The sequence below is a fragment of the Streptomyces sp. NPDC052687 genome, from assembly GCF_040678395.1.
Classification (GTDB): domain Bacteria; phylum Actinomycetota; class Actinomycetes; order Streptomycetales; family Streptomycetaceae; genus Streptomyces.
Map to the genome: position 1 here is coordinate 52505 of NZ_JBFATR010000004.1, position 16163 is coordinate 68667.

The 16163-nt window shown below is 70.9% G+C and carries 15 protein-coding genes and 1 pseudogene; 4 read left to right on the forward strand and 12 right to left on the reverse strand.

Annotated elements, in window-relative coordinates:
• Positions 1 to 13 precede the first annotated feature (13 nt).
• Positions 14 to 436: a hypothetical protein gene (locus AB0K92_RS06445; RefSeq protein WP_365920003.1), complete on the forward strand. Its 423-nt coding sequence runs from the start codon at positions 14 to 16 to the stop codon at positions 434 to 436.
• Between the two features lie 37 nt (positions 437 to 473).
• Here AB0K92_RS06445 and AB0K92_RS06450 read toward each other — a convergent pair whose 3' ends face one another.
• The 4 genes and pseudogenes from AB0K92_RS06450 to AB0K92_RS06465 all read right to left on the reverse strand — a co-directional run bounded on the left by AB0K92_RS06450 (position 474) and on the right by AB0K92_RS06465 (position 2387).
• Positions 474 to 992, reverse strand: a complete 519-nt coding sequence (locus tag AB0K92_RS06450; RefSeq protein WP_365920005.1) for a hypothetical protein — start codon at positions 990 to 992, stop codon at positions 474 to 476.
• A gap of 58 nt (positions 993 to 1050) precedes the next feature.
• Positions 1051 to 1200 (reverse strand): annotated as a pseudogene (locus AB0K92_RS06455) (DUF397 domain-containing protein); the annotation flags it as partial.
• A gap of 84 nt (positions 1201 to 1284) precedes the next feature.
• The gene (locus AB0K92_RS06460; RefSeq protein WP_365920007.1) at positions 1285 to 1551 is read right to left on the reverse strand and encodes a DUF397 domain-containing protein; all 267 of its coding nucleotides are present in this window, start codon (positions 1549 to 1551) and stop codon (positions 1285 to 1287) included.
• Positions 1548 to 2387, reverse strand: coding sequence for a helix-turn-helix transcriptional regulator (locus tag AB0K92_RS06465; protein ID WP_365920009.1), 840 nt, complete (start codon positions 2385 to 2387; stop codon positions 1548 to 1550). Before AB0K92_RS06465 ends, AB0K92_RS06460 begins: the two co-directional genes overlap by 4 nt.
• A gap of 129 nt (positions 2388 to 2516) precedes the next feature.
• Here AB0K92_RS06465 and AB0K92_RS06470 point away from each other — a divergent pair, with 129 nt between their 5' ends.
• On the forward strand, positions 2517 to 2981 hold the full coding sequence (locus AB0K92_RS06470; RefSeq protein WP_365920011.1) for an ATP-binding protein: 465 nt from the start codon (positions 2517 to 2519) through the stop codon (positions 2979 to 2981).
• Positions 2982 to 3101: 120 nt separating this feature from the next.
• The gene (locus AB0K92_RS06475; RefSeq protein ID WP_365920013.1) at positions 3102 to 4070 is read left to right on the forward strand and encodes an arabinan endo-1,5-alpha-L-arabinosidase; all 969 of its coding nucleotides are present in this window, start codon (positions 3102 to 3104) and stop codon (positions 4068 to 4070) included.
• Here AB0K92_RS06475 and AB0K92_RS06480 read toward each other — a convergent pair.
• The 8 genes from AB0K92_RS06480 to AB0K92_RS06515 form a co-directional block, all read right to left on the reverse strand.
• Positions 4064 to 5827 carry a histidinol-phosphate transaminase gene (locus tag AB0K92_RS06480; protein ID WP_365920015.1) on the reverse strand — a complete coding sequence of 588 codons (1764 nt, stop codon included), beginning with the start codon at positions 5825 to 5827 and terminating at the stop codon, positions 4064 to 4066. The two genes, AB0K92_RS06475 and AB0K92_RS06480, sit on opposite strands and share 7 nt — an antisense overlap.
• Before the next feature lie 114 nt (positions 5828 to 5941).
• Positions 5942 to 7087 carry an aldose epimerase family protein gene (locus AB0K92_RS06485; protein ID WP_365920017.1) on the reverse strand — a complete coding sequence of 382 codons (1146 nt, stop codon included), beginning with the start codon at positions 7085 to 7087 and terminating at the stop codon, positions 5942 to 5944.
• Positions 7088 to 7148: 61 nt separating this feature from the next.
• The gene (mmsB, locus tag AB0K92_RS06490) at positions 7149 to 8393 is read right to left on the reverse strand and encodes a multiple monosaccharide ABC transporter permease (protein WP_165998034.1); all 1245 of its coding nucleotides are present in this window, start codon (positions 8391 to 8393) and stop codon (positions 7149 to 7151) included.
• Positions 8390 to 9940, reverse strand: a complete 1551-nt coding sequence (gene mmsA / locus AB0K92_RS06495; RefSeq protein WP_365920019.1) for a multiple monosaccharide ABC transporter ATP-binding protein — start codon at positions 9938 to 9940, stop codon at positions 8390 to 8392. Before mmsA ends, mmsB begins: the two co-directional genes overlap by 4 nt.
• Positions 9941 to 9986: 46 nt before the next feature.
• Positions 9987 to 11099, reverse strand: coding sequence for a multiple monosaccharide ABC transporter substrate-binding protein (gene chvE / locus AB0K92_RS06500; protein ID WP_365920021.1), 1113 nt, complete (start codon positions 11097 to 11099; stop codon positions 9987 to 9989).
• A 93-nt stretch (positions 11100 to 11192) separates the two neighbouring features.
• Complete coding sequence (locus AB0K92_RS06505; RefSeq protein ID WP_165998028.1) at positions 11193 to 12161, reverse strand: hypothetical protein; 969 nt, start codon at positions 12159 to 12161, stop codon at positions 11193 to 11195.
• Positions 12162 to 12280: 119 nt separating this feature from the next.
• Entirely contained in the window at positions 12281 to 13285 is a 1005-nt protein-coding gene (locus AB0K92_RS06510; RefSeq protein WP_365920024.1) for an alcohol dehydrogenase catalytic domain-containing protein, read from the reverse strand.
• The gene (locus tag AB0K92_RS06515) at positions 13282 to 14439 is read right to left on the reverse strand and encodes a mandelate racemase/muconate lactonizing enzyme family protein (RefSeq protein WP_365760212.1); all 1158 of its coding nucleotides are present in this window, start codon (positions 14437 to 14439) and stop codon (positions 13282 to 13284) included. The genes AB0K92_RS06510 and AB0K92_RS06515 overlap by 4 nt, the downstream gene beginning before the upstream one ends.
• 279 nt (positions 14440 to 14718) lie before the next feature.
• On the opposite strand from AB0K92_RS06515, the gene AB0K92_RS06520 reads away from it, so the two are divergent.
• Positions 14719 to 16020 (forward strand): hypothetical protein, encoded by a 1302-nt coding sequence (locus tag AB0K92_RS06520; RefSeq protein WP_365920026.1) that lies wholly within the window; start codon positions 14719 to 14721, stop codon positions 16018 to 16020.
• Positions 16021 to 16163: the final 143 nt, after the last annotated feature.

A 16163-nucleotide genomic window follows, 5' to 3' on the forward strand; every position in this document is an offset into this window, starting at 1 on the left:
CTACCGTGGCGGCATGGCGGTACGCGACAGACGGACAGGCCCGGTGCTCGCCGGACTCGCCTCGGCGCTCCGGTCGCTGGGCGTGGCGGACCCCGCGCCGCGCGAGCGGTGGGAGGGGGACGCGTGGGTGGCCGACTGGGACGGCGACGTCCACGGCCACGACGTGTACGTCCTCGTCATGGGTGCCCGAGAGCACCCCCAGAGCGTCCGGCTCATGCTGGACGAGTTCACGTTCGAGGACGTGCGCACGGAGCACGTGGGGGAGCTGGTGCGCAAGGCGCTCACCGGAGACGCCCGCGTCACGCGCCGCCGCGCGCTGCTGTCCAGACAGCTCGTCCTCGAAGTCCGGACCGGCCCGGCGACGTACTCGGCGAGCGTGAGCGGCGACTGCGCGGACGACCTCTCCGCCTGGGCGAGGCCCCTGGCAACGGGCTGAACCAAGCGACCGGCGACGCCCACCGCGGTGGCCCCCGTCAGCGGCCGTGTGCTTCCCGCGCCCACGCGCTCGCCGCGTGGACCCCCGGCCCCTCGACGTGGGTGCCGCCGGCCGTGTACAGCAGCCACAGCAGCTCCAGGGACCCGAAGAAGGACTCGCCCCAGCTGTCGACCCACACCCGCACCTGCGAGGCGCCGACCGGGACGACGTCCCAGAACTCCCAGCCGCGGGAATCGTCGTCCGGGTCGAATCGATGGAGCCAGCCCTGCGGGGACCAAGGGCCGCCTCCGCTGTGGCGCCGGTACGCCGTGTTGTCGGTGGCCGCGACGAACCAGTCCGGCAAACCGTCCGTCGGCAGGTCCTCGTCACCGAACTCGGCGGTGCGGGCCAGTTCCAGCGCGGCCAGGAGCACCTGGCGCACCCGCCCCGGGTAGCCCGCCGCGAAGCCCTCGGCGACCTCGACGGTGAACTCCGCCAGAACCGGCGGCGCCGACTCGACCGCCGGGCGCCGCCGCACGCGGCCCAGCTCGGCGGTGACGCTGGCGAGGTCGTGCATCACGGGGTGTCGCCGCTCTCCCGGCCAGGTGCCACGGCACCGAGGAAATCGCCCCAGGCGCGGGGGAGAGGGCGAGGCGGGGGCCGGCCTTGTCCTTGGAGTCACGGACGTGGATGGTGGCGGGGGTGAGGGCGACTTCGACGCAGTCGCCGGACCCGCTGCTGCTGTAGCTGCTCTTAAACCAGGCCAGCTCCGACGTGCTGCTCATAGCGCTCCTCGCATTCGCTCCAGCAGGCTCCTGGATTCCCCGGAGCCGAGCCGCCGGTTGCGCCCGGCGCCCCGGCTGTGTGCGCTACGCCCGCTGTCCGCCCGACACCGGCGAAGCCACGGCACCGAGGAAGTCGCCCCAAGCGGCGGGGGAGAGGGCGAGGCGGGGGCCGGCCTTGTCCTTGGAGTCACGGACGTGGATGGTGGCGGGGGTGAGGGCGACTTCGACGCAGTCGCCGGAAGCGCTGCTGCTGTAGCTCGACTTGCGCCAGGAGAACGCGACCTCTACGCAGTCACCGTCGCCGCCGCTGCTGTAACTGCTCTTGGACCAAGCCAGTTCGGACGTGCTCATAGGTCTCCTCGCATCCGCTGCAACAGGCTCGCGGAGTTCCGGATGGTGTGAGCCTGTGACCGCATCCTGGCATAACGCCCTTGGAGCACGCTGACCACTTTGCGATCGGTGATCAGCTGGCCGCTCTCCTGCCCTTCAATGTAGGCGTACCACTTGTTGTCCGGCGTTTCCAGCAGTTGAAAGGAGCCTTGCAGCCCAGTGTGGTTCTCCTGAACCAGAGGCATGATCTGGACCTCGACGTTCCGTAGATTCGCCAGCTCCAGTACATGGTCGATCAGTTCGCGAGTCACAGCCGCACCGCCTGTCCGCCGCAGGAACGCGTGCTCTTCGATGATGAAGCTGAACGCGGTGTTCGGCCGGTCACGCAGCAACTGCTGCCGGGCGGCTCGTGCGGCCCAGCGCTCCTCGATCTGCCGGTCGTCCAGCGGCGGCACGTGGTCGACGGCCATCGCCCTCGCGTACGACTCGGGCTGCAACAAGCCAGGAACCATACGGCACTCGTAGGTGTACAGCGCGACCGCCACCTGCTCCATCCGCGCCCACTGCCTGAACCACGCCGCCAATCCCGGCTGCCGGGCCAGATGCGCCGCCGCCCTCCGTACCGCCCCCGTGTTCCCCGTCGCCTCCTCCGTCCCCTCCACGAACGCGGAATCCGGCATGCGGCGGCCCAACTCCACTGACGCCACCGTGTGTTTCGAGTAACCGATCCGCTCGGCCAGTTCCTCCCTGCTCAGCCCCGCGTGCTCGCGCAACGCCTGGACCATCGCGCCGAACGTCCGCATGCTGTCCGACGACTCGGGCTCGCCGCCCGTCCCCACCGCGACCTCGACCACCATCGGCCTCACCTCCCGCGCATATGGTCACGGTCGGTGACCGGTACTGTCCAGGCCGTGACCGCGTACGCTGCCCCTGCGTACGCGGCCCTCACCTGGTGAACAGCCCTTCCGCACCGCCACATTGGCCCCATGACCGCACCCTCCACCCCCCACGGGCCGATTACCGTACGTGTGTTCACCCAGCGCCTCAGTGCGACCCCGCGCGGTGCCCGCCTCGCCCGTCACCTCGCGCTGCACCAACTCGCCGCCTGGGGCGTGCCGTACGGCACCGACGCCTCCGACGCCGTCGCGGCGATCGTCGCCGAGCTGGCGGCGAACGCCGTGACCCACGGCCGTGTGCCCGGCCGGGACTTCGAGCTGCGGCTCGCGCTCGTGCCGGGAAGCGTGCGGATCGAGGTCGCCGACACGCGCACCCCGCAGCGCCCGCCGGGCCCCGGTGACGTACGGCCGCCGCACCCGCTCGCCGAGGCGGGGCGGGGCCTCGTGCTCGTGGACGCGCTGGCCGACCGCTGGGAGGTGCTGGAGCGCGCGCCGGGCAAGACCGTGCGCGCGGAGGTCGATCTGCCGGGATGGCTGCGTTTGTTCCGTACGTGACGGGCGAGTTCGTGTGCGAACCGTTGACGGCGAAACCGTTCGATTCTACGGTCCCGTTCGCAGTGGCGATCGTTGTTCGAAATGTCGAAAACACGACCCGCAGAACGGGAGCACCCCCACATGAGCCGCACCCGCGCCACCCTCCTCGCCCTCCCCGCCGCCGCCCTCCTCGCCCTGGTCCCCTCCACGGCGTCGGCGTACCCGAACCCCGGCCACGTGACCGGGGCCACCGTCGTGCACGACCCGACGATGATCCGCACCTCGTCGGGCCAGTACCTGCTGTACGCCACCGGCGGCGGCATCGCGAACCGGACCTCCACCGACCGCACCGCCTTCCGGGCGGGCGCCGACGCGTTCTCCTCGCGGCCCGGCTGGTGGTCGGCCTACTCCTCCGTCCCGGAGGCCTGGGCGCCGGACATCTCGTACCAGGGCGGGAAGTACCTGATGTACTACTCCGTCTCGAAGTTCGGCTCCAACACCTCCGCGATCGGTCTCGCCACCTCCACCACCGGCCAGCCGGGCAGCTGGGCCGACCAGGGCATCGTCTACACCTCGAACGCGTCCAGCGACTACAACGCCATCGACCCCAACCTGTTCGTCGACGGCGACGGCAAGTGGTGGCTGTCCTTCGGCAGTTGGTGGAGCGGGATCAAGATGATCCAGCTCAACCCCGGCACCGGGAAGCAGCTCTCGACCAACACCACCCGCTACTCCCTGGCCTCGCGGCCGACCGGCACGAAGGCCGTCGAGGCGCCGTTCATCGTCAAGCGGGGCGGCTACTACTACCTCTTCGCCTCGTACGACACCTGCTGCGCCGGCACCAGCTCCACGTACAAGGTCAAGGTCGGCCGCGCCACCTCCGTCACCGGGCCGTACGTCGACAAGAACGGCGTCTCCCTCATGAACAACGGCGGGACGCCGGTCCTGGAGTCGCACGGCAGCGTCATCGGGCCCGGCGGACAGTCGATCCTCAAGGACGTGGACGGCGACCTGATCGTCTACCACTACTACGACGGCAACGACAACGGCACGCCCAAGCTCGGCATCAACCTGCTGAACTGGAGCAGCGGGTGGCCCGTCGCCTACTGACCCGCCGCCCGGCCCATCCCGGGCGCGTTCGGCACGCCGCCGGGGGCGGGCCAGCCCGTCGCGGGGGCCGGGCTCAGGCCGTCGGTGCCGCGGACCTGTGCGGCCGTGAGGCCGCCGCGCGCGGGCACGCCGGGCGGGGTGGGACCCACCGGGGCCACCGGACCCATCGGGGCCATCGGAGCCATCGGAGCCACCGGGGCCGGGGCCGGAGCCGGGGCCGGGAAGGACGCCGGGGACGGGAACGGGGCCGGAGCGGGGGCCGGTGCCGGTGCCGGGGGCTGGGACACCGGAAGCGCGGCGGCCGGCGCGGAGAAGGGCATCGGCTCGGCCGCGGGCATCGGCACGGGCAGCGGCTCGGGCGCGGGCGCGGTCACGGGCAGCGGCTCGGGTACCGGCACGGGCATGGGCTGCGGCGCCGCGGACCGGGCCGCCGCCGGCTGGGGCACCGCGGGCCCGGTCACCGGCTGGGGCGCGGGCTGGGCCGCCGGCGGGGGCACGCCCGCGTCGAGCCCCGCGTTCAGCCCCGCCGCGAGGCCCTGCACCCCCGCCCCGTTCGTCGCCCCCACCAGCCGGTCAACCGCCGCCGTGCCCGAGCTGTAGCCGGTCCCGGTGCCCAGCTCGGGCACGGCGGCTCCCCTCCTGGTCCCGTAGAGCACCTGTTCCAGGCCGGACACCAGGCGACGCACGTCGACCTGGGGGCGCACCACGAGCCGCAGGAAGCGACTGGACGAACCGATCTTGTTGCCGCACTCGCGGACGAGGATCCGGTGCTCGGTGAGCAGCCGGTCCCGCACCACGGTGCCCTCCGCGCCGACGGGAAGCCGGACGAAGAGGAAGTTGCCCTGTGAGGGGTAGACGGTGAGGCCGGGCAGGGCCGAGAGCAGGCTCGACATCTCCAGGCGGTCCCGGCGCACCTGCTCCAGGCTCCGCGCGTACTCCCGGCCGTGGTCACGCAGCATGAACACGACGTGCTCGGCGAACGCGTTCAGGTTCCACTTCGGCAGCATGGAGCGGATCCGCCCGGCCAGCGCCGGGTTGGCCACCAGGTAGCCGAAGCGGATGCCGTGCAGGCCGAAGTTCTTGCCGAGGCTGCGCAGCACGATCACATTGGGGCGGAGCATCGCCTCCTGGACGACGGACGGTTCGCTCTCGGCGTCGCAGAACTCCAGGAACGACTCGTCGACGATCACCAGGTCCCGGTCCGCCATCGCGTCCAGGAACTCCACCACCGCCTGCTTGCGGAGGTAGCCGCCGTCGGGGTTGTTGGGGTTGCACAGCACGACGGCCCGGGTGCCCCGCGTGCGGATGAAGTCCGCGTACCGGGCGAGGTCGAGGGCGAAACCGCCGGACTCCTGGAGCGGGAACATGTCGACCCGCTTGCCGGTCTCCATCGGCTGGTCGGTCCACCGGCCGAAGGTGGGGACGGGCACCGCCAGCGACTCGCGCACCAGCAGGTGGTCGATCCAGGTGATCAGCTCCGTGGAGCCGTTGCCCATGGCGACGCACTGCGGCGGCAACTGGAGCAGGTCGCACAGCTCGGCGGTGATGGTGTCGGCGCCGCTCGGGTAGTACGTGAGGATGTCCCGCAGCCTCGCCGCCATGTCCTCGAACATCGCGGGGGTGGGGAAGTACGGGTTGCAGGGGATGCAGAAGTCCACCGGGCCGGCCCCGTCGCCCCCGCCGTGCCGGGTCAGCGCCGCCATCGACGGGCTGTGCGCCGAGCCGCCGCGGAACAGCGCGGTGACGTTGTCAGCCATGGGGCCGGCCAAGGGAACCTCCGTCTCTGGGTGGCCCGCGCGGGGGAGCACGGGCCGCCCATGGATACGGAGCCGGCCGAGGCGCCGTTCAACTCCTGTGAAGGAAGCGTGATGTCACGCGCTGAACGAGTGCACCGTCGTCGAGCGGTACGTCTGCCCGGGGCGCAGCACCGTCGACGGGAACGACGGCTGGTTCGGCGAGTCCGGGAAGTGCTGGGTCTCCAGGCAGAGCGCGTCGCCCTGCCGGTAGACCCGGCCGCCGGAGCCGACGAGGGTGCCGTCGAGGAAGTTGCCGGAGTAGAACTGCAGGCCCGGCTCGGTCGTCGCGATCCGCAGGGTACGGCCGGAGCGCGGGTCGCGCAGCGTGGCGACGTGCTCGGGCCGGCCGGTGATGCCCTTGTCCAGCACCCAGTTGTGGTCGAACCCCTGGCCGTAGAGCACCTGCTGGTGGGCGTCCCGGATGTCCTCGCCGACGGTCTTGGCGCGGCGGAAGTCGAAGGGGGTGCCCGCGACCTTCGCCAGCTCGCCGGTGGGGATCAGGCCCGCGTCGACCGGCGTGTAGCGGGAGGCGGCGATGGACAGCTCGTGGTCGTAGACGGTGCCGCTGCCCTCGCCCGCGAGGTTGAAGTACACGTGGCTGGTGAGGTTGCAGACCGTCGGCTCGTCCGTCGTCGCCTCGTAGTCGATACGCCAGTCGCCGGCCCGGGTGAGGGTGTACGTCACCCTCGTCCGCAGCGTGCCGGGGTAGCCCATCTCGCCGTCGGCGCTCGTGTAGGACAGGCGCAGGCCCACGTCGGAGCCGCGGGTGAACGGCTCGACGTCCCACACCCGCTTGTCGAAGCCCTGCGCGCCGCCGTGCAGGCTGTTCTCGCCGTCGTTGACGGACAGCCGGTACTCCGTGCCGTCCAGGGTGAAGCGGCCCTGGGCGATGCGGTTGCCGTAGCGGCCGATCAGCGCGCCGAAGTAGGGGCTGGAGGAGACGTAGTCCTCGATGGTGTCGAAGCCCAGCGACACGTTCGCGTACCGGCCGCGCCGGTCGGGCAGCTCCAGGGACTGCACGATCCCGCCGTAGGACAGCACCTTCATCCGGGTGCCGCCGTTCTCCAGCGTCCAGCGGTGCACCTTCGTGCCGTCGGCGAGCTTGCCGAAGAGCTCCTTCACCGGCTTCCTTCCTCCCGTGGCGTGGGCGGTGCCGCTGAGCGCGGCGGTGACACCGGCGGCGGCCGCCCCGGCGATGACGGTACGTCTGCTCATGTCCATGTGCATAGTGCGGCTCCCGGATAAGGAGGGGGCCCCGCCTTCCGGCGGGGCCCCGGCTGACTTACGAACCGGACTTGCGCTTGTTCCACACGTCGAACCCGACCGCCGCCAGCAGGGCGAGTCCCTTGATGACCTGCTGCCAGTCGGTGCCGACGCTGAGGAGGTTCATGCCGTTGTTCAGCACGCCGAGGACCAGGCCGCCGATGATCGCGCCGAGCACGGTGCCGACACCGCCGCTCATGGACGCGCCGCCGATGAACGCCGAGGCGATCGCCTCGAGTTCGTAGTTCAGGCCGGCCTTCGGAGACGCCGCGTTCAGCCGGGCGGCGATCGCCAGACCGGCCAGGGCCGCGAGCACGCCCATGTTCAGGAAGACCAGGAAGGTGACCTTCTTGTCCTTCACACCGGACAGCTTCGCCGCCGGCAGGTTGCCGCCGATCGCGTAGATGTGCCGGCCGAAGACCGAGTTGCGCATCAGATAGCCGTAGCCGACCACCAGCGCGCCCAGGATCAGCAGAATGATCGGCGCGCCCTTGTAGCTGGCGAGCAGCAGGGTGACGGTGAGCAGCGCGGCGGCGATGGCGACCAGCTTGAGCAGGAACAGGTTCAGCGGGACGACGTCCAGCGCGAACTCCTGCTGCCGCTTGCGGTCGCGCAGCTCCTGCAGGACCACGAAGGCGATCAGGACGAAGCCCAGCAGCAGCGTGATGTTGTGGTAGTTCGTCTCGGGGCCGACCTCCGGCAGGAAGCCGTTGCCCATCTTCTGCAGGCCGTCGGGGAACGGGCCGAGGGTCTGGCCCTCCAGCAGGATCTCGGTGACGCCGCGGAAGACCAGCATCCCGGCGAGGGTGACGATGAACGACGGGATGCCGAGATACGCGATGAAGAACCCTTGCGCCGCGCCCGCGACCGCGCCCGCCAGCAGGCACAGGACGACCGCGACCGGCCACGCCATGTCGTGCTGCACGGTCAGTACGGCCGCGAACGCGCCCACGAACGCGGTCAGCGAGCCGACCGACAGGTCGATGTGGCCCGCGATGATCACCAGCATCATGCCGATCGCGAGGATCAGGATGTAGCTGTTCTGCAGGACCAGGTTGGAGACGTTGCGCGGCAGCAGCAGGTCGCCGTCGGTCCACACGGCGAACAGGGCAACGATCAGGCCGAGGGCGAGCAGCATGCCGTACTGGCGCATGTTGCGTCGCAGGCCGTCCAGCACCAGGTGGAGCAGGCCTCCGCCCGACGCCGGTCCGGAGGAGCCCGGCGGCGCCGGGGCCGGGCTCTTGGCGGTCACATCCGTGCTCATCGGGTTACCTCTTTGTCCTTCGTCATCTGGCGCATCAGCGATTCCTGCGTGGCCTCGGCCCGCGAGAACTCACCCGTCAGCCGCCCGGCGGCCATGGTGTAGATGCGGTCGCACATGCCGAGCAGCTCGGGCAGCTCGGAGGAGATGAAGACGACCGCCTTGCCCTCGGCGGCCAGCTTGTCGATGACCGTGTAGATCTCGTACTTGGCGCCGACGTCGATCCCCCGCGTCGGCTCGTCCAGGATCAGCACGTCCGGACCCGCGAAGATCCACTTGCTGAGGACGACCTTCTGCTGGTTGCCGCCGGACAGCTTGCCCACCGGCTCGAACACCGTGGGCGCCTTGATGTTCATCGACGTCCGGAAGCCCTCGGCGACCTGGCGTTCCTCGTGCTCGTCGACGACGCCGCGCCGGGCGACCTTGTGCAGCGCGGTCAGCGAGATGTTCCGGTTGATGGTGTCGATCAGGTTCAGGCCGTAGTGCTTGCGGTCCTCGGTGACGTACGCGATGCCGTTCGCCACCGCCTCCGCGACCGTCCTGGTGCGGATCTCCTTGCCGTCCTTGAGGACCGTGCCGCCCGCGTAGCGGCCGTAGGTGCGGCCGAATACGCTCATCGCCAGCTCGGTGCGGCCGGCGCCCATCAGGCCCGCGATGCCGACGATCTCCCCGCGCCGCACCTGGAGCGACACCTCGTCGACCACCTTGCGCTGCTGGTCGATCGGGTGGTGCACGGTCCAGCCCCGGATCTCCAGGGCGGGCGCCCGGCCCTCCTCCGGCTGGTGCGGGGTGCGCTCGGGGAAGCGGTGGTCGAGGTCGCGGCCGACCATGCCGCTGATGATCCGGTCCTCGGTGGTGCCCGGGTCCTTCACGTCGAGCGTCTCGATCGACCGGCCGTCCCGGATGATCGTCACCGAGTCGGCGACCTTGCGGATCTCGTTCAGCTTGTGGGAGATGATGATCGAGGTGATGCCCTGGTTCTTCAGCTCCAGGATCAGATCGAGGAGCTTGTCGCTGTCCTCGTCGTTCAGCGCCGCCGTCGGCTCGTCCAGGATCAGCAGCTTCACCTTCTTGGCGAGCGCCTTGGCGATCTCCACCAGCTGCTGCTTGCCCACGCCGATGTCGGCGACCCGGGTCTCCGGGTGGTCGCTCAGCCCCACCCGGCGCAGCAGCTCGGTGGCGTGCCGCAGGGTCTCGTTCCAGTTGATCAGCCCGCGGGTGGCGTGCTCGTTGCCGAGGAAGATGTTCTCCGCGATCGACAGGAACGGCACCAGCGCCAGCTCCTGGTGGATGATCACGATGCCGTGCTGCTCGCTGGCCCGGATGTCCTTGAACCGGCAGACCTCTCCCTCGAAGAGGATCTCGCCCTCGTAGCTGCCGTACGGGTGGACGCCGGAGAGCACCTTCATCAGGGTGGACTTGCCGGCGCCGTTCTCCCCGCAGATGGCGTGGACCTCGCCCTGCCGGACGGTCAGCGTGACGTCCGACAGCGCCTTGACGCCGGGAAAGGTCTTGACGATCGAGCGCATTTCCAGGACGGGTCCCGCCATGGTCGTGCCTTCCAGTCGGTGATGGGTCGTCGGTCGGTGGCGACGGCTACTTGAGGTCCGACTCCTTGATGTAGCCGGAGTCGACGACGGTCTTCTGGTAGTTGCCCTTGTCGACGGCGACCGGCTCCAGCAGGTACGCCGGCACGACCTTCGCCCCGTTGTCGTAGGTCTTGGTGTCGTTGACCTCGGGCTTCTTGTCGTTCAGCACCGCGTCGACCATGTTCGAGGCGACCTTGGCCAGCTCGCGGGTGTCCTTGTAGACGGTCATCGACTGCTCGTCGGCGATGATCGACTTCACCGAGGCGACCTCGGCGTCCTGGCCCGTGACGACCGGCAGCGGCTTGTCCTTGGAGCCGTAGCCGTCCGACTTCAGCGCGGAGAGGATGCCGATGGAGATGCCGTCGTACGGCGACAGGACCGCGTCGACCTTGCCGCTCTTGTACGACTTGGTGAGGATGTCGTCCATGCGGCGCTGGGCGGTCGCGCCGTCCCAGCGCAGCGTGGTGACCTGGGTCAGCTCGGTCTGCCCGGACTTCACGACCAGCTGCTTCTTGTCGATGTACGGCTTCAGGACGTTCATCGCGCCCTGGAAGAAGTAGCGGGTGTTGTTGTCGTCGTTGGAGCCGGCGAACAGCTCGATGTTGAACGGGCCCTTCTCGCCGCCGTCCTTCAGGCCCAGCTTCTCGACGATGTAGGTGCCCTGCAGCTCGCCGACCTTCTCGTTGTCGAAGGAGGCGTAGTAGTCGACGTCGTCCGTGCCGAGGATCAGGCGGTCGTAGGAGATCACCGGGATGTCGGCGTCCTTGGCCTGCTGCAGGACGTTGTTCATCGACTTGTTGTCGATGGCCGCGATGATCAGGGCGTCCACACCCTGGGTGATCATGTTCTCGATCTGGGAGACCTGCTGGTCGGGGTCGTCCTCCCCGTAGACCAGCTTGGTCTTGTAGCCCTTGTCCTCCAGGTGCTGGACAACGTTGTTCCCGTCGGCGATCCAGCGCTCGGAGGACTTGGTGGGCATCGAGATGCCGATGGTGGCGTCCTCGGCGCTGCCCTTGCCCTCCTCGCTGCCGCCCTCGCCGTTCTGGCCGCAGGCGGTCAGGGTGAGGGCCAGGGAGGCGGCGGTGGCGATGGCGGCGACTGCGGCTCTGCGGTTGCGCATGGTCATCTTCCTTGATGTCGGTGCACAGCGGGGTGGGGATGTGTGGGATTCTGTTGGGCTGCGTCGGCTTCTGTGAAGGGGCCGTTCGAAAAGTTATGAATGCGTTTCGAACCGCTGGAGCTTTCCGGGCAGCCGCGAACCCAGCGGTGCCATGTCCCCGTCGGCCCCGTGCCGGGCCAGCAGGTCGAGCGCCAGGCGCCCGCGGCGCACCCGCTCCTTGGCGGTGGCCAGGGTCAGCTCGCGCAGGTGGTGGCCGTAGGGGTAGATGCCGGGGGCCTTCGACAGGCCGAACTTCAGATACAGCGGCGCCCCGCGCCGGATCAGCTCGGCCACCTCGTACATCCGGACATAGCCGCCCAGGTCGTCGGGCGCCTCGATGTACATGTCCATCGGCGCGGCCGACACCCGCCGGATCTCGGTGAGGTGATCCAGCGTCAGGTCGCTCGGCACGTTGACGGAGTCCGCGCCCAGCCGCTCGTACACCGCGAACGAGGCCGGGTTGACGGGGCCGATCAGCGCCGAAACTTTCAGCGTCGTGTCGGCGGGGACGATCCCGGCCTCGCGCGCCCGGTGCAGCGTCCACAGCACGCCCTCGTCGGCCACCAGCAGGCACTTCACCCCCAGCTCGGTGGCGCGGACGGCGTCCTCGACGCAGCCGGCGACCGCGTCGTGGCCCCGGGCGCGCAGCCCGGCCCCGCGCGAGTCGGTGCGGGTGGAGCCGCCGATGTCCCAGGTGCCGCGCGGGCCGGTGAACAGGCACAGCTCGATGTCGCGTTCGGCGGTCGCCTCGACCATCTCGGTGATCTCGGCGTCGGTCAGCATCCACACGCCGCTGCCCTGGCTGATCCGGTGGATCGGCACATCGAGGCGGGAGGCCTCCTTGAGCACCACGGCCAGCGCCTCCGGACCCTCGCAGGAGGGGATCTCGGTGCGCCAGCGGCCGCCGCCGGGAAAGGAGTGCGGCGAGGCGTCGGCGGGGTCGAGGCCGGGCGCGCCCAGGCCGAGTGCGGCGAGCGCCTGCTCACCGGGTCGTCGGGGGGCCGTGGCGGAAGCGTCGGTCACAGGGTGTCCTTCGTGTTCGAGATATCGGACGAGGTTCGCGGCTCAAGGCGTACGGGGTGGGAAGTACGCCGGTACGGGGGCCGTCAGGTAACCCTCGTACCGGCGTACGGCTGGGATGACTAGGGGCGCAGCAGGACCTTGCCCACCGTCGGGTCACCGGCCCCCACCAGCTCGATGGCCCGCGAGAACTCGGTGAGCGGCAGCTCGTGCGTGACCAGCGGCACCGGGTCCAGGAGCCCCGCCCCGAACACCCGCACCGCGTGCGACCAGGCGTCCGGCGGCGCCCCGAAGACGGTGTGCACCTCCAGCTGCCGTACCACCAGGTCCGTCGGGTCCAGACCCTCCGCGCCCGGCGCCGGGATGCCCGTCAGCACCAGCCGGCCGCCGCGCCGCAGCAGCGCCGCCGAGAGCCGGGCCGCGTCCGCGGACCCGGCGGTCTCGATCACGACGTCGAAGTCGCCCGGCAGCTCCTGGTCCCTGGTCCGGAAATCGGTCGCCCCGAACCGCCGGGACAGCTCCTCGCGGTCCCGCCGGGTGCCGACCACCAGCAGCTCGGCCGGGGACGCCGCGCGCAGGAACTGCACGGCGAACATGCCGAGCGTGCCCGTGCCCACCACGGCGGCCCGCTCACCCGGGCGGGCGTTCGCCTTCAGCGCGGCGGCCGCGATACAGGCCGCCGGCTCCAGCAGCGCCGCCGCGGTCAGGTCCGCGTCGCCGGGGAGCACGTGCAGCAGCCGCGCGGGGAGCGTCAGCGTCGCGGCCATCGCGCCCGGCTGGGTGAACCCGGTCTCCTCGTACCCGGCCGTGCACAGCGTCGTCTCCCCCGCGTGGCAGCGGTCGCAGACCTGGCAGTTGCGGAAGCCCTCGCCGACGACCTTGCGGCCGACCAGGCTCTCCGGCACCCCGGCGCCGACCGCCTCCACGGTCCCGGACCACTCGTGGCCAGGGGTCAGCGGATAGCGGACGTACCCCTCGGGCCGGTTGCCCTGGTACACCTCGCGGTCACTGCCGCAGATGCCCACGGCGTGCACCCGCACCAGCGCCTCCCCGGCCTCGGGGCGGCGCGGCGTGTGCTCCACCAGCCGGTGGCTGCCGGGGGAGTCGACGACGACGGCGGAGCTCACCGGGCGTCCTTGGGGTTCCGCTTCTCCCAGCCCTCGGCCCACAGATCGAAGTGGGCCCGCTGCTGCGGGAACTCCGCGGCGGCGTCCACGTCCAGCTCCACACCCAGGCCGGGCGCGTCGGAGAGGTGGAAGTACCCGTCGATCACCTGGGGCGCGCCCTTGACGACCTTCTTGATCTCCGCGTCCGCGAAGTCGTTGAAGTGCTCCAGGATCTTGAAGTTCGGGGAGGTGAAGCCGACCTGGAGGGAGGCCGCGGTGAGCACGGAACCGCCCACGTTGTGCGGGGCGATCAGCATGTAGTGGGTCTCGGCGGTCGCGGCCAGCTTGCGGGTCTCCCAGATGCCGCCGATGTGGCCGACGTCCGGCTGGATGATGTCCACGGCCTGGCTGTCGAACAGCTCGCGGAACTCGATGCGGTCGTGGATGCGCTCACCGGTGGCGACCGGGATGTCCACCTTCGCGGCGACCTTCTCCAGCGCCTTCAGGTTCTCCGGCGGGCACGGCTCCTCCAGCCAGGCCGGCTTGAACGGCGCCATCTCCTTGGCCAGCCGGACGGCGGTGGCGGGGGAGAAGCGGCCGTGCATCTCCAGCATCAGCTCGGCGTCGGGACCGATCGCGTCACGGACGGCCTCGATCAGGGAGACCGCGTACAGCGTCTCCTGGTGGTCCAGCTCGAAGTGGCCGGTGCCGAAGGGGTCGATCTTCAGCGCCTTGTACCCGCGCTCCATGACCCCCTGGGCGGCCTTGTGGTACGCCTCGGGCGTCCGCTCGGTCGTGTACCACCCGTTGGCGTAGGCCTTCACCTTGTCGGTGACCTTGCCGCCGAGCAGCTGCCAGACCGGCACGCCCAGCGCCTTGCCCTTGATGTCCCAGCAGGCCATCTCGATGACGGCGATACCGGACATGACGATCTCGCCGGCCCGGCCGTAGTCGCCGTACTTCATCCTCTTCACGAGGTCCTCGACGGCGAACGGGTCCGAGCCGAGAATGTGGTTGACCTCGGCTTCCTTCAGATAGCCGAGGAGGGCGTCGGTGTGTCCCAGCATCCGGGTCTCGCCGACTCCGGTGATGCCCTCGTCGGTGTGCACCTGGACGTACGTCAGGTTGCGCCACGGCGTCCCGACCACGTGTGTGCTGATTCCGGTGATGCGCACGGCAGTTGCCCCTCGTGAAGCGTTCGGCTCTGTTCGAGATTTCGGCACTCGTTCGAAATGCTGGCGTGACAGTAAGGACGCGGCGGCGGGGGTGTCAATGGGTCGAACGGATAACGGTTTCGGCACTTTCGAAAGCCGTCGGCGGCGTCGCTTTCGGCCGAAGGGGGAGAGATGCCGGGGCTGTCCTCGGCTCACCATGCCGGAACTGCGCGTTTCCCACAGAACATTCACAGCGTCGACTAGGCACGTTACCGGCCCGGAACTTAATCTTCCCGCGTCATGGACTACTGCCACCCGTGCCGACGGCACCTGAACGGCGCCCTCGCCTGCCCCGGGTGCGGCACGCCGGCCGAGCAGCTCCGCGCGTACGCGGAGGAGGACGTCGCGGGCGCCGGGGGCGCGTACGAGGGCGCGCCCGCCGCCCACCACGCGCCCTCCGGCCACCCCACCGCCGGCTACGGCGCCTACGCGGCGGCCCCGGCACACGCCGCCCACGGCACGGCACCCTGGCACCCCGGCTACGGCACGTCCCCCGCACCCGCCGCCCACGGGACGACGCAGGGCTACGCCCCCCACGGCCACGCCGACTACCAGGCCACGCCCGTCCACGGTGACCACGGATCGGCTCCCGCTCACGGTGACTACGGGCCGGCCGCCGCGCACGGTGACCACGGCACGCCGGCCCCCGCGCACGGCGACTACGGCACGCCCCCTGCCCACGGCCTCCACCAGCCGGCACCCGGCCACCCCGTCGGCCGGGCGGCACCCGGCCACGGTGACCCCGCGCGCCACGGTCTCCACCAGTCGGCTCCCGGTCACCTTGTCGGCCAGGCGGCACCCGGCCACGGTGACCCGGCGCCCCAGTCCGGCGTCGTCGACCACCCCGACGACGGGACCGCACCCGACACCCACGGCCGCGACGACCACCACGACGACCAGCACGCCCACGACGAGCACGACGAGCACGACGACCGCGACGAGTCGACGTCCTCCGCCCGCCGCGACCGGCGGGCCGAGGACAGCCGCCGGGACCGCAAGGCCGCGGCGCACCGGCGCCGCCGGCGCCGGGCCCTCCTCGTCACCGCCGGCTTCGTGCTGGCCGCGGGCGGCCTGAGCCTCGCGGAACTCGGCATGGACGCCGCCGGCTCCGACCCGGCGCCCGCGGCGGCGGGCGACGCGTCCGCGGACGGCGGCGCGGAGGAGGAGGCGGGCGAGACGGCGGACCCGCTGTCCGGCACGACGGGCGCCCCCGGCACCGGCCCCGGCGGGACCGGGTCCCCCTCGGACTCGGCGTCCCCGTCCGCGTCCTCCTCCGAAGACGAGGACAAGGACAAGGACAAGAAGGGCAAAGACAAGGACGACGAAGAGGAGTCGGACGAGCCGGCGGACCGGGCCACCCTGACCAGGGACCCCCAGTCGGGCCACGCCGACCCCCCTCAGGACACGGCCCCCACCACCACGGCCGCCCCGCCCGCCCCTGACCCCACCCCGGCCCCCACCTCGGACCCGACCACCGCCCCGCCGCCCCCGGACCCCGAACCGTCGCAGACCTGCGACCGGTTCCTGTGGTGGTGCACCTAGGCGCTGGAACAGCGCCTGGACGAGGCCGCGATGGTCCCGACGGACCCCTTCCGCGCCTCGGTCGTCTGGCCGACGGGACGTCAAGTCCCCCTTGTGACGGATGAGTCGAACAGGTAGACCTCGCCGTACCGATCTCAGGAACC